Raw genomic sequence first — 13456 nt, 5'->3', positions numbered from 1 at the left:
GCGGCCGCGATGCAGGCCGACCACATCCTGGCGATCGATCAGGGCACGACGTCCACGCGTGCGATCCTGTTCGATGTGGCGGCAAGGCCCGTGACAGTTTCCCAGCGGGAGCTGCCGCAGCATTATCCCGAGCCCGGCTGGGTCGAGCATGATCCGGAAGAGATCTGGCGCGACACGCTCGCCGTCGCGCGTGAGGTGCTCGGTTCGAACGAACCAGGCCGCGTGGCCGGCATCGGCATCACCAACCAGCGCGAGACGGTGGTGGTTTGGGACCGCTCGACGGGCGAGCCGATCCATCGCGCGATCGTTTGGCAGGACCGCCGCACCTCCGAGACTTGCGAGCGGCTGAAACGCGAAGGCGTCGAGCCGCAGGTTCAGGCCAAGACCGGCCTCCTGCTCGACCCCTATTTTTCGGCGACGAAGATCGCCTGGATCCTCGACAATGTACCGGGCGCCCGCGAGCGCGCCGAGCGTGGCGAGCTTGCGGCCGGGATGATCGACAGCTTCCTGCTGTGGCGGCTGACGGGCGGCGACGTCCACGCGACCGATATCACCAACGCGGGGCGGACTTTGCTTTGCGACATTCATCGCGGTGAATGGGACGGCGATCTCTGCCGACTGTTCCGGGTTCCCGAAGCCCTGCTCCCCGAGATCCATGACAATAGCCGCGTATTCGGCCTGACCGCGCCGGGATTGTTCGAGCGACAAATCCCCATTGCCGGAATGGCGGGTGACCAGCAGGCGGCACTGTTCGGCCAGGCCTGCTTCAAACCGGGCATGGTCAAGTCGACCTACGGCACCGGCTGCTTCATGCTGGCGAACACCGGCGGGACTGCAGTCGCATCCGAGCATCGCTTGCTGACTACGCCCGCCTACCGGATCGGCGGCAAGACCACCTACGCCCTGGAAGGCTCGATCTTCGTTGCCGGAGCGGCAGTGAAGTGGCTCCGCGACGGCTTGGGGGTCATCGCGCATGCGTCCGACACCGATGGAATGGCGACCCGCCTGCCCGACAGTCACGGCGTTTACATGGTGCCCGCCTTCGTCGGCTTGGGGGCGCCCCATTGGGACCCGACCGCGCGCGGCGCGATCTTCGGGCTGACCCTGGACGCGACTGGCGCGCATCTCGCCCGAGCTGCGCTGGAAGCCACCGCCTACCAGACCCGCGACCTGATCGATGCGATGATCGCGGACGGTTGCGCCACGCCCGCCGCCATCCGTGTCGATGGCGGCATGACGGCGAACAGCTGGCTCTGCCAGTTCCTTGCCGACATCACGGACGTGCCGGTGGAACGTCCGTCCAACCTCGAGACGACGGCGCTGGGCGCGGCCTTCCACGCCGGACTGGCGACCGGAATCTGGTCCGGGCTTGCGGAGTTGAAGCGGACATGGTCGGCAGCGAACAGGTTTGCGCCAGCGATGGACGCCGCTCTCCGGGACAGGTTGCTCGCCGGCTGGCAAGACGCGGTCAGGCGAGTCCTGCCCTAAGGACCGACCCGGAACATCGCGACACCGCGCGGCTCCACCTCGGCTTCGAGCGAGCCCTTCCAGCGCGGCATGTCGCGATGGGCCCAGAGGTCGCGGACCTTGGCGCGCTGCGTTGCGGGGATGCCGACATGGTCGGCCGTCGCCTGAATCCTGACCGGCAGCTCGCCGCGATTGAACAGGAGCACCGCGCGACCGCCTCCGGTCAGCGGCTTCACCCAGACTTCCTTGTCCCCATCCTTCGCCACGCGACGGCCCTGGATTCCCAGCGTGTCCTGATCGACCGCGATCACGTCCTTGTTGAGCAGGATCGAGCGCGTCGCTTCGTCCATATTGGCAATGTCATTCCCGGCCATCAGCGGGGCGGCCATCATCGCCCACAAGGAGAAATGCGAGCGATACTCGGCGGTGGTCATCCCCCCATTGCCGACTTCGAGCATGTCGGGATCGTTCCAGTGGCCCGGCCCGGCGTACTGCCAAAGCGGCTCGTTCTGATCGACGATCGAAAGGACGGGATGCGCCCAGTCGTGCGCCTTGTCGTTCTTGGCGAAGCTGTCCCAGATGTCGCCCGTCGTCCGCCACAGATTGCCGACGTTCTGCGCCCATAGCCCCGGCTTGGCGGTGCCCCATTCACACATCGAAAAGACGATCGGCCGGCCGCTTTGCCGAAGCGCGTGCGCCATCAGCGCGTAGGCTTCCTTCGCATTGCGGTCGCCCGTGTTGCACCAGTCGTACTTGAGGTAGTCGACGCCCCAGCGGGCATAAGTCAGCGCATCCTGATACTCGTGGCCCTGGCTGCCCGGACGGCCGCCGCAGGTGAGACGCCCTGCGTCGGAGTAGATCCCGAACTTCAGTCCCTTCGAGTGCACGTAGTCGGCGAGCGCCTTGATGCCGGACGGAAACTTCTGCGCGTCCGCGGTGATGAAGCCGTCGGCGTCTCGCGCTCCGTGCCAGCAATCGTCGATGACGACATATTCGTAACCGGCGTCCCGCATGCCGCTGGCGACCATCGCATCGGCGGTTGCGCGAACGGTCGCTTCGGTGATGTTGCAGGCGAACTTGTTCCAGCTGTTCCAGCCCATCGGCGGGGTCTGGGCGAGACCGTTGGGGGCCTTGTTGACGATCTCCTGCACCGACTGGGCACTGGCCGGAGCGCCGAGCGAGACCACGCAAGCAAGCCAACAGAATAATTCCCGGATTCTCATTCGCCCCTCCCCCGTTCGGGCTCGTCAGCCCTTGACCATCGTCACCTGCGCGACGTCGATCGCGCCGCCCCGGAATCCGCCTTCGCAATACATCAGGTAATAGCGCCAAAGGCGATGGAATTGCTCGCCGAAGCCATTCAGCCGGCCGGTGGCAATTGCGGCTTCATAGCGTTCGCGCCAGTGCTTGAGCGTCTCGGCATAGTCGCTCCGAAAACCTTCGCGGCCCTCCCATGACAGGGCCCGTTCCTGGGCAAGAGCCTCGAACCGCGGCTCGTTGAGCAACTGGCCGCCCGGGAAGATGTAGGTCTGGATGAAATCGGCGTTGCGGGCATAGCGGTCGAACAGCCGGCCATCCATGCTGATGAACTGCAAGGCTGCTCGGCCGCCGGGCCTCAGGTTTCGCGCGATGCAATCGAGGTAGGCCGGCCACCAGCGCTGGCCGACCGCCTCGACCATTTCGACCGAGGCGATGGCATCGAACTGCTCCGCGATTTCGCGGTAATCCTGAAGCCGGATCTCGACCTTATCGGACAGGCCGGCCTCGGCAATGCGGCGATCCGCCCAGGCCTTCTGCTCCTCCGACAGGGTGAGGCCGACGACATTGGCGCCCCGCTTGCCCGCCTCGATCGCCAGCGTGCCCCAGCCCGACCCGATCTCAAGCAGCCGGGAGCCCGGCTTGATTTCCAGCCGATCGAGCAAGGCGTGAACCTTGCGCAATTGCGACGTCTCGAGCGGCTCATCCGTCCCGGCGAACCGCGCCGAGCTGTAGGTCATCGTCGTGTCGAGCCAGGCCGAATAGAAATCGTTGCCGAGATCGTAGTGGGCGGCGATATTCGCCTTGGCGCGCTGCGGCGCATTGTCGCGCAGCCGATGGGCGAGAGAGTTGAGCCAGCGCGCCGGACCTTTTGCCCGTCCGACGTCCCCAAGAGTGACCGCGTTCAGGCTGAACAGCTCGAACAAGGGCACAAGGTCGGGCGAGGTCCACTCCCCGAGGTCCCAGGCCTTGTACCAGCCGACCGATCCGGAGAAGCCGAGCCGCACCAACGCCATCCAGCTCTTGACCTCCAGGCGGGCGGCGGGGCCCGGACGATGGAAGCCGACCCTGCGCCGCGATCCATCGGGCAAGGTCGCGTCAATCCCGCCGCGCTCCATCTTGCGATGAACGGCGTCGATGAGCGTATCGACGCCCGGGGCAATCGCCCGCGCGATCAGGCTGCCGCCGGTCATGAAGCCGCGATCGCCATGCACCAGATGCGCGCCGCGTGTGCTCATGGCGCGCAGTTATGAATTTGGCGGGCGGTTGTCGAGGTTTTGGGTGCAGCCCGGTCCCGTGATCGGAACCTCGCTCTCCCGCGCCAGCCGCGACCTGCGGCCCTCGCCGTAGCGCGCGTCGCCGATCGCCACATGCGCGCTGCACTCGCGGCGAATGACGTCCGCCTGCGGCAGGATCGACCATTTGAGAAACTTGCGCAGCCGCGGGTCCGCCGCAATGGCTTGCCTCACTTCCGGCAGGTTCATGTTGTTCGGTTCACACTTGCCGACGGGCCCGAGCCCCGCAAACGGCGAATAGGTGCTGCGGCGGTAGCAATCGCCTTCACGCCAGACCATGTCGCGACGCCACGACGCTGCGGGTGGAGGTGAAGCGAACAAGGCCTCGGCATGGGGACTGACGGAGCGCACTGCCGCATTCGCGCTCTGCGTAATCAGCAGGTTCACTCCGATGTAGGCAAACGTGATCGCGACACCGACCTGCGCCGGCCGCTTCCACGGCCGACCTTTTCTCTCCAGCTCCTTCGATAGTCCGATGGAGACGGCGAGCACGAGCCACAGCCAGAGGTCGATGATGAACAGCCCGTCGGCATGGTACCAGAGGTTTGAGAACGGCGAGAAAAGCTGGACCGAATAGGTGGTCAGCAGGTCGAGATACGGATGCGTGAGCGCGCCGATATAGGACAGCGCGACGAGCCAACCGAAGTGCATCTTCAGCCCGCTTTTGAACACCGTTCCGCGCCCGACCTGCCAGCGGTCGAGCAACCACAGCAGGCCCGCCAATACCGGCGGCATCAACAGTACCCCGCCGACGATACCGTGCGTAAACCCGCGGTGAATTGCCAGCGGGTCCCAAGGCGCATTGCCGAAGAAGACGTCGATGTCCGGCATGTTCGCGCCGAGGATCAGCGCCGCGAGCCCCTTGCGCGTCTTCGTCTTGAGACCGGCCTGGCCCAGCGCCCAGCCGGCCATCGAGTGGGTGAGATTGTCCAAGCTGGGCTAGGTCGTCAGATCGCGTGCGGCTCTTTGTCGACTTGCCAGGTCTGGCCCTTGGAAACGAGCGCCTGGAGGTCGGCCTTCTTGCCCGAAGCGGCGGCGGCGTTCTGCTCGACGACGGCGCTTTCGAACGTCGGCGCCGGGTCCTCGTAAATCACGCCGAGCGCGACCGGGAAGCCTTGCGGCAGCTCGATCAGCATCGCCGCGACGCCGCGGTTCTTCGGGTCGTGGACGATGACCGACGGATCGTCCGCTTCCACGATCTTCAGGCACAGCCGCTCGGAGTCGAGAGCGAGTCCCTTGGTGTCGCCGGCGAACAGCATCTTCTCGCCGGGCTTCAGCCACAGCTGCTTTTCCTGCGCGACGCTGCGCTCGGTGAAGCTGGCGAAGACGTCGTCGTTGTAGACGACGCAGTTCTGGTAGATTTCCACGAAGCTCGCGCCCTTGTGCGCGTGGGCGGCCTTCAGCACGTCCGGCAGCGCCTTGTGGACGTCGATGCCGCGGGCGATGAACCGCGCGCCGCTGCCGAGCGCGAACATGCACGGAGTCACCGGCCGATCGACCGAGCCGAACGGCGTCGACGGGCTGCGCGTACCGACGCGGCTGGTCGGCGAGTATTGCCCCTTGGTCAGGCCGTAGATTTCGTTGTTGAACAGCAGGATCTGGCAGTCGAGGTTGCGGCGAAGCACGTGCATCGTGTGGTTGCCGCCGATCGACAAAGCATCGCCGTCCCCGGTGATGACCCAGACGTCCAGTTCCGGATTGGCAAGCTTGATGCCAGTCGCGAAGGCAGGCGCGCGGCCGTGGATCGTGTGGAAGCCGTAGCTTGCCATGTAATAGGGAAAGCGGCTGGAGCAGCCGATGCCGCTCACGAACACCGTCTTCTCGCGCGCGACGCCGAGGTCCGGCATCGTCCGCTGCACGGCCTTCAGCACGGCATAATCGCCGCAGCCCGGGCACCAGCGGACCTCCTGGTCGCTCGCCCAGTCCTTGGCGGTGGTGACTTTGGTCATCTCGTTCATCGGTACAGGACCCAGTAAATCAGTGCGCAAACCAGCACGAGCATGACGATCATCGGAAAGGGATTGATCGGCTTCACGCGAGCGCCTCCTCGATGGCGGCTTCGATCTCGGCAATGCGGAAGGGGTGGCCGCTGACCTTGTTGAGCGGCCGCGCGTCGACGAGGAACTGGTCGCGGAGCACGGTCTTGAGCTGGCCGGTGTTCATCTCCGGAACGATAATCTTGTCAAAGCTCTTGAGCAGCTCGCCCATGTTCTTCGGCATCGGCCAGATATGGCGGATGTGGACGTGGGCGACGTCCTGACCCCTGCCCTGCGCCCGCCGTACCGCCTGGTGGATCGGGCCGAAGGTTGAGCCCCAGCCGACGACGGCCAGCTTCGCGCCCGGATTGCCGAGGCAAACGTCCTGGTCGGGAATGCTCTCCGCGACCTTATTGACCTTGGCGGCGCGGGTGTCGGTCATCTGCTGGTGGGCGCCCGGCGAATAGTCGATGTTGCCGGTGCCCGGCTGCTTCTCGATGCCGCCAATACGATGCTCGAGGCCTTCCGTACCGGGCTTGATCCACGGCCGCGCGAGGTCGCCGTTGCGGGCGAACGGCATGACGCTCTCGCCCTCCGCCGGCGCCTTGTCGAAGAAGCTGACCGGGAACGGTTCGTAGCCGCTCATGTCCGGCACCCTCCACGGCTCCGCCGCATTGGCGATGTAGCCGTCGGTCAGAAGCATGACCGGCGTCATGTACCGGGTGGCAATCCGCACCGCCTCGATCGCGCATTCGAACGCGTCGGCGGGCGAGCGCGCCGCGATCACCGGCAGCGGCGCATCGGCGTTGCGGCCGTACACCGCCTGATAGAGGTCGGACTGCTCGGTCTTGGTCGGAAGGCCAGTCGACGGCCCACCACGCTGCGAATTGACGACGACGAGCGGCAGCTCGGTCATAATCGCTAGGCCTAGCGCCTCGGTCTTCAGCGCAATGCCCGGGCCCGACGACGAGGTGATGCCGAGCTGGCCGGCATAGCTCGCGCCGATGGCCGAGCAGATCGCCGCAATCTCGTCCTCCGCCTGGAAAGTCGTGATCCCGAATTCCTTCAGGCGCGACAGATGGTGCAGCAGCGCAGAGGCCGGCGTGATCGGATAACCGCCGAAAAACATCTTCAGCCCCGCCAGCTGCGCTCCGGCAACGAGCCCTAACGCGAGCGATTCCGCGCCCGTGACAGTGCGATATAGACCCGGCTCAGCCGGCGCCGCGGCAACGTGGTGGCGGTGGACGCCGCCGATCTCGACCGTCTCGCCATACGCGTGGCCCGCGTTCAGCGCGGCGATGTTCGCCTCGGCCAGCTCCGGCGCCTTGGCAAACTTGGTGTTGAGCCAGTCGACGATCGGCTGGCGGTCGCGGTCGAACATCCAGAGCGCGAGCCCCAGCGTCCACATGTTCTTGCAGCGAAGCGCTTCCTTGTTGCCGAGGCCGAACGGCTTCACGGCATCGAGCGTCAGCTGCGAGATGTTGAAGTGGACGAGCTGCCACTTGGCGAGGCTGCCGTCCTCCAGCGGGTTCTGCTCGTAACCCGCCTTGGCAAGGTTGCGCGCCGAGAACTCGCCCTCGTCGGCGATGATCAGGCCGCCTTCGCGAAGCTGGTCGACGTTTACCTTCAGCGCCGCCGGGTTCATCGCGATCAGCACGTCGGGCTGGTCGCCCGCCGTCTCGATCGCGGTCGAGCCGAAATTGATCTGGAAGGCGCTGACGCCGAACGTCGTGCCCTGCGGGGCGCGGATTTCTGCCGGAAAGTCCGGGAAAGTCGCGAGGTCGTTGCCCGCGAGCGCCGTCGAGAGGGTGAATTGTCCGCCGGTAAGCTGCATGCCGTCGCCGCTGTCGCCCGCGAAACGGACGACGACGGCTTCGGCTTGAGGGTGCGAGGCGGCTTCTTCCTCAGTGATGATGTGGGTGGCTGTCGCCACGTGGGAGTCCTTACAAACGCTGTGAGCTTCGTTGGCCCTCTTTAGGACTCTGACTCCTCTTCCGCCACCTTTCTGTCATTTTACTCCTCCCCTCGATTTTGAGTGGAGGTGGCAGCCGCAGGCTGACGGACGGGTCCCTCCACCAGCTTCACTAGTTCCCCTCCCCTGCAACCGCAGGGGAGGATATGGAAGGCAAATGACCAACGACGACGATCAATACCGCCGCGGTGTCGGCATCATGCTCCTCAACAGGAACGGCAAAGTGTTCGTCGGGCGGCGGATCGATAATACCGACGAGGCGTGGCAGATGCCCCAAGGCGGTATCGACAAGGGCGAGAAGCCGTGGGCGACCGCCAAGCGCGAGCTGGAGGAAGAGACAGGCATTCCACCCCACCTGGTCGAGCGGATCGCAGCGCACCCGGAACGGCTGAAGTACGATTTGCCGCCCGAGCTTCGCGGGAAACTGTGGGGCGGCAAGTGGAAGGGTCAGCTTCAGGACTGGTATCTTGCGCGCTTCCTGGGGGAGGATAGCGACGTCAACATCGCCACCGAACACCCCGAGTTCAATGCGTGGAAGTGGGTCGAGCCGTCGCACCTCCCCGACCTCATCGTTCCGTTCAAGCGCGAGCTTTACCGGCGGCTGCTCGAGGACTTCGCGGAGCATCTCTGAAGATCATCCGCGCGTCATTGCGCGGCGGGCGTGATGCAACCACACTAGAGGGATGCTTACCCAGAAGACGCGCTATGCGCTTCGCGCTCTGCTCTACCTGATCGAAGAGGGCCACGGCGACGCGGTCCAACTCCAGCGCATTGCCGAGACGCAGAAGATTCCGCGCAAGTTCCTCGAGCTTATCATGCTCGACCTGAAGGCCATGGGCGTCGTCCAGAGCGTTCGCGGGCCCAAGGGCGGGTATCGCCTGAAACGCCATCCCAGCAGCATTTCCTTCGGCCAGGTCGTGCGCGGGCTCGAAGGACCCATCGCACTCATCCCGTGCGCCAGCGTGAACTTCTACAAGAAGTGCGGGGACTGCCACGACGAGGCGACCTGCGCCATCCGCCGGGTCTTCGCCCAGGTCCGCGACCGAAGCCTGGACGTGCTCAATTCGGTCAGTCTGGAAGATGGAGCGCGATGGGAACTGCGAGTCGCCGGTCCCACGACCGCCAACCATGAAGGCTTCGAGGAGCCGCCCGCGGAGGACTGGCAAATCTAACGATTCAGCGGCGAAATGAGAGAGTCCAGCGCCGATCCGATGCGAATTCTTATTGTCTAGTCATTTAGTAGGGTATAGCTCTCGGTTAACCAATCAACGGGGGTTCCCATGGCTTTTCGAAGCAAGCTTGTTGCCTTCGCAGTCGGCGTTGCAGTTCTGACCGCTCCTGCCGCGCAAGCGGCTCCGACCCAGATCCTGAACGTGTCCTACGATCCGACGCGCGAGCTCTACAAGGATATCAATGCCGCGTTCGCTCCCAAGTGGCAGGCGCAGGCGAAGCAGCAGCTGACGATCCGGCAGAGCCACGGGGGATCGGGCAAACAGGCCCGCGCCGTCATCGACGGACTTCCGGCAGACGTCGTCACTCTGGCGCTTGCCTATGACATCGATTCCATCGCCGATAAGAAGCTGATTGCTCCGAACTGGCAAAAGCGGCTGCCGAACAACAGCTCGCCTTATTATTCGACCATTGTCTTCCTGGTTCGCAAGGGGAACCCGAAGGGCATCAAGGATTGGGACGATCTGGTGAAGCCCGGCGTCAAGGTCATTACGCCAAATCCAAAGACCAGCGGCGGCGCTCGCTGGAACTATCTCGCCGCCTGGGGCTACGCCCGCCAGAAGTACGGAAGCGTCGCGAAGGCGCGGGAGTATTTGACCCGCCTTTTCCGCAATGTGCCGGTGCTCGATTCGGGCGCTCGCGGCTCGACGACGACGTTCGTCGAGCGCGGCCAGGGCGACGTCCTTTTCGCGTGGGAAAACGAAGCGTTCCTGGCGGTGAACGAACTCGGCAAGGGCAAGTTCGACATTGTCATACCCTCGGTCTCGATCCTCGCCGAGCCGCCGGTCGCAGTGGTCGACAAGGTCGTCGACCGGCGTGGCACGCGGGCCGTGTCGGAAGCCTATCTCAAGTTTCTCTACACGCCCGAAGCGCAGGAAATCATCGCGCGCAACTATTACCGCCCGCGCAACGCCGCGGTTGCAGCCAAGTACAAGGGCCGCTTTCCGAACCTGAGGCTGTTCACTATCGACCGCAATTTCGGCGGGTGGAAGCAAGCTCAGGCCAACCACTTCAACGACGGCGCCCTGTTCGACCAGATCTTCGAGGATGCGAAGCGCTGAGCCGCACGGCCGATTGGACTCAAAGGGGGAATTCCATGCGTTTCCTGCTCCTCGCTGGCGCCTCCGCGCTAGCCATCAGCACACCCGCGTTCGCTCAGCAGGGCGAAGATGTGACAGCGACCCAGCCGAGCGAATCTCCCATCGACTCGCTGGAGCCGGCGGATGCCGCCCCGAGCCAGGCGGCAGCGGCCCCTGCGCCGACGGGCGATGCGGTTCTCGATCGCCTCAATGCCTTGGAAGCGCGGGTGAGGCAGCTCGAAGCCCGCAATGCCGAACTGGAGCAGCAGGCCGAATTGAACCAGACGCGGCTGCAGTCCGTGGAAACGAAGGCCGCCAAGGCCGCGCAATTCACATGGGCGCCGACGATCTCGGAACCGACCGGCCAGTTCTCGTTCAAGCCGCGCGGGGTCATCGAAGCCGACGGCGCGGCGTTCATCGAGCGCAAGGGCGGCTACGATTTCAACAACGGCACCGCCCTTCGCCGCGCCCGCATCGGCTTCGAAGGCACCGCGCTCAAGTGGTGGAATTACCGCATCGAAGTCGACTTCGCCGGCAATGCCGTCAACATCACCGACGCCTATCTGCAGTACACCAAGATCCCAAAGACGCTGTTGACGCTGGGCCAGCACAAGGCGCCGTTCGGGCTCGAGTCCAACAACAGCGACAATTACAATACCTTTCTTGAGCGCGGCATGTTCACCAATGCGTTCGGCAATGCCGGCGCGGAACGCCGCATCGGCCTGTCGGCCGCCTACTCGCCGAAGGAGACCGTCAACGTCACCGTCGGCGCCTTCGGCGACAATGAAAGCATCAGCCGTTCGAGCGTCGCCCCGGTCACTGACACGCCGGACGAAAGCTGGGGCTTCAACGGCCGCGCGACCTGGGAGCCGATCTTCGACACCGGCAAGATCGTCCACCTCGGCGTATCCGGCTATTATCGCACTGCACTGCGCGCGGGCGACACCAAGGACGCGCTGCGGCTGTCCGACCGTCCGAACGTCCGGGTCGACAACGGCAACATCGCCGACAGCGGCGTGATCACCGGCGTCGAATCCCTGCTCTATGCCGGCGCCGAAGCTACCGGAGTGTTCGGGCCGTTCACGATCGCCGGCGAGTACGGAAAGCTGTGGGCCGACCGTCCCAGCCTCTCGAACGTCAGCTTCGACGGCTTCTACATCTACGGCAGCTGGTTCCTGACTGGCGAGACGCGACCGTTCCGCAACTGCAATTTCGACCGCGTGCGCCCGTTCACGGAAGTCGGCAAGGATGGCCTCGGCGCGTTCGAAGTCGCGCTTCGATACGACAAGATCGACCTGTCGGAATCGCCGGTGCGTCCGGGCAATGAAGCGCAAAGCGTCACGCTTGGGCTCAACTGGTACTTCAATCCGTTTGCCAAGCTGATGTTCAACTGGGTCCGGTTCAGCGGCGACAACACACCGCTCGACCCGGTCGGCTCGGAGACCAAGGGCGACGCCTTCGCAACGCGGTTGCACCTGGACTTCTGATGCCGCAGTCGGCGGTGATGCCCAAACTCCCTAGACTCCGCAGATCGTCATCTCTGCCGGGGCTCAGTCTCTCTCTGGGCATCACCGTCTTCTGGCTGTCGTTCATCGTTCTCGTCCCGCTCAGCGCCGTATTCCTGAAGAGCGCGAGCGGCGGCCTGGGCGAGTTCGTCGCCGCCGCCTTCTCCTCCCGCGCGCTGGCATCGTACAAAGTGACCTTCGGCGCCGCGCTGATCGCCGCTGCGGTCAACGTCGTCTTCGGCCTTCTGATCGCGTGGGTTCTGGTCCGCTACGAATTCCCCCTGAAGCGGCTGATGGGGGCGCTGGTCGACCTTCCCTTCGCGCTTCCGACCGCGGTCGCGGGCATCGCACTGACCGCGCTCTATGCGGATACCGGACTGATCGGACGGCAGTTCGCCGAACTGGGGATCCCGATCGCCTACACCCCTGCAGGGATCGTCGTCGCGCTGACCTTCATCGGCCTGCCGTTTGTCGTGCGCACGGTCGAGCCGGTGCTGGCGGAAGTTTCGCGCGAAGCCGAAGAGGCGGCGCTGACCCTTGGCGCTTCGCGATTGCAGACCTTCGGCCGGGTGATCCTGCCGACGTTGTTCCCCGCTCTCGCAACCGGCTTCACGCTGGCCTTCGCCCGTGGCGCGGGTGAATATGGTTCGGTGATCTTCATTGCCGGCAACATGCCGTTCAAGTCGGAGATCGCGCCGCTGCTGATCATCACCCAGCTCGAGGAGTTCGACTACGTCGGCGCGGCCGCAATCGCGGTTGTCATGCTGCTCGTATCGTTCGGCCTCCTGCTTGTCCTCAACGTGCTGCAGCACTGGCAGCAGCGAAGGCTGGGAACGTGAGGAAAGGCGGACACCTGCGTGAGCCTACGGCCGTCAAGGCACTGCTGATCGCGGCGGCCTTGGCCTATTTCGGGCTGATGCTCCTGCTCCCGCTCGGCACCGTCATTGCCGAGGGCCTCAGGAAGGGCACCGAAGCCTGGCTGGCCGCCGTGACCGAGCCGGATGCGCGCTCGGCGATCTGGCTGACCCTCGTCGTCGCCGCCATCTCCGTGCCCCTCAACACCGTCTTCGGCATCGCCGGCGCCTGGCTGATTTCCAAGTACGACTTTCGCGGGAAGCCGATCTTGATCACCTTGATCGACTTGCCCTTCTCTGTCTCGCCGGTGGTGTCGGGCCTGGTCTTTGTCCTGCTGTTCGGAGCGCAGGGCTGGTTCGGAACCTGGCTCCAGGACCGCAATATCGAGATCATCTTCGCGCTTCCCGGGCTGGTGCTGGCGACCGTCTTCGTCACCTTCCCCTTCGTCGCGCGGCAGCTCATCCCGCTGATGACGATGCAGGGCCGCGCCAGCGAAGAGGCGGCGCTGACGCTCGGCGCGTCGGGCTGGCAGACGTTCTGGCACGTCACCTTGCCCAACATCCGTTTTGCGCTGCTCTACGGCGTCCTGCTATGTAACGCCCGCGCAATGGGCGAGTTTGGCGCGGTCAGCGTCGTTTCCGGTCACATCCGCGGCGAGACCAACACCATGCCGCTCCATGTCGAGGTGCTCTACAATGAGTACAACTTTGCCGCCGCTTTCGCAGTCGCGACCCTCCTCGCGCTCCTCGCCGTCGTCACTCTTGCTCTCAAGAGCTTCATCGAGTGGCGACACCGGGACGAGCTTGCTGCGAAGTTCTGA

The 13456-nt window shown here is 64.8% G+C and carries 12 protein-coding genes; 7 read left to right on the top strand and 5 right to left on the bottom strand.

Annotated elements, in window-relative coordinates; translation table 11 throughout:
* Positions 1-9 precede the first annotated feature (9 nt).
* Positions 10-1488: a glycerol kinase GlpK gene (glpK, locus tag ABD928_RS12455; RefSeq protein ID WP_345169244.1), complete on the top strand. Its 1479-nt coding sequence runs from the start codon at positions 10-12 to the stop codon at positions 1486-1488.
* Here glpK and ABD928_RS12450 read toward each other — a convergent pair.
* From ABD928_RS12450 to ABD928_RS12430, 5 genes are all read right to left on the bottom strand, one after another.
* A complete protein-coding gene (locus ABD928_RS12450; protein ID WP_345169241.1) occupies positions 1485-2690 on the bottom strand; it encodes a glycoside hydrolase family 27 protein in 1206 nt (401 codons plus the stop codon). The genes glpK and ABD928_RS12450 overlap by 4 nt on opposite strands.
* 24 nt (positions 2691-2714) lie before the next feature.
* Positions 2715-3962, bottom strand: a complete 1248-nt coding sequence (locus ABD928_RS12445; RefSeq protein WP_345169238.1) for a class I SAM-dependent methyltransferase — start codon at positions 3960-3962, stop codon at positions 2715-2717.
* Between the two features lie 9 nt (positions 3963-3971).
* Positions 3972-4952, bottom strand: a complete 981-nt coding sequence (locus ABD928_RS12440) for a metal-dependent hydrolase (protein WP_345169235.1) — start codon at positions 4950-4952, stop codon at positions 3972-3974.
* 14 nt (positions 4953-4966) lie between these two features.
* Positions 4967-5977, bottom strand: coding sequence for a 2-oxoacid:ferredoxin oxidoreductase subunit beta (locus tag ABD928_RS12435; RefSeq protein ID WP_187714980.1), 1011 nt, complete (start codon positions 5975-5977; stop codon positions 4967-4969).
* 73 nt (positions 5978-6050) lie between these two features.
* On the bottom strand, positions 6051-7928 hold the full coding sequence (locus ABD928_RS12430; RefSeq protein ID WP_187714981.1) for a 2-oxoacid:acceptor oxidoreductase subunit alpha: 1878 nt from the start codon (positions 7926-7928) through the stop codon (positions 6051-6053).
* Between the two features lie 196 nt (positions 7929-8124).
* On the opposite strand from ABD928_RS12430, the gene ABD928_RS12425 reads away from it, so the two are divergent.
* From ABD928_RS12425 to cysW, 6 genes are all read left to right on the top strand, one after another.
* Positions 8125-8598, top strand: a complete 474-nt coding sequence (locus ABD928_RS12425; protein ID WP_187714982.1) for an RNA pyrophosphohydrolase — start codon at positions 8125-8127, stop codon at positions 8596-8598.
* Between the two features lie 52 nt (positions 8599-8650).
* Positions 8651-9139, top strand: a complete 489-nt coding sequence (locus tag ABD928_RS12420) for an RrF2 family transcriptional regulator (RefSeq protein ID WP_187714983.1) — start codon at positions 8651-8653, stop codon at positions 9137-9139.
* 108 nt (positions 9140-9247) lie between these two features.
* Positions 9248-10258 carry a sulfate ABC transporter substrate-binding protein gene (locus ABD928_RS12415; protein ID WP_187714984.1) on the top strand — a complete coding sequence of 337 codons (1011 nt, stop codon included), beginning with the start codon at positions 9248-9250 and terminating at the stop codon, positions 10256-10258.
* Positions 10259-10293: 35 nt separating this feature from the next.
* On the top strand, positions 10294-11763 hold the full coding sequence (locus ABD928_RS12410) for an OprO/OprP family phosphate-selective porin (RefSeq protein WP_345169227.1): 1470 nt from the start codon (positions 10294-10296) through the stop codon (positions 11761-11763).
* Positions 11764-11780: 17 nt separating this feature from the next.
* Entirely contained in the window at positions 11781-12620 is an 840-nt protein-coding gene (gene cysT, locus ABD928_RS12405) for a sulfate ABC transporter permease subunit CysT (RefSeq protein ID WP_345169224.1), read from the top strand.
* Positions 12617-13456 (top strand): sulfate ABC transporter permease subunit CysW, encoded by an 840-nt coding sequence (cysW, locus tag ABD928_RS12400; RefSeq protein WP_223276424.1) that lies wholly within the window; start codon positions 12617-12619, stop codon positions 13454-13456. Before cysT ends, cysW begins: the two co-directional genes overlap by 4 nt.

It is taken from the genome of Sphingomonas daechungensis (genome assembly GCF_039543105.1).
Taxonomy (GTDB): domain Bacteria; phylum Pseudomonadota; class Alphaproteobacteria; order Sphingomonadales; family Sphingomonadaceae; genus Sphingomicrobium; species Sphingomicrobium daechungense.
This window is presented reverse-complemented; position numbering and strand designations above follow the sequence as displayed.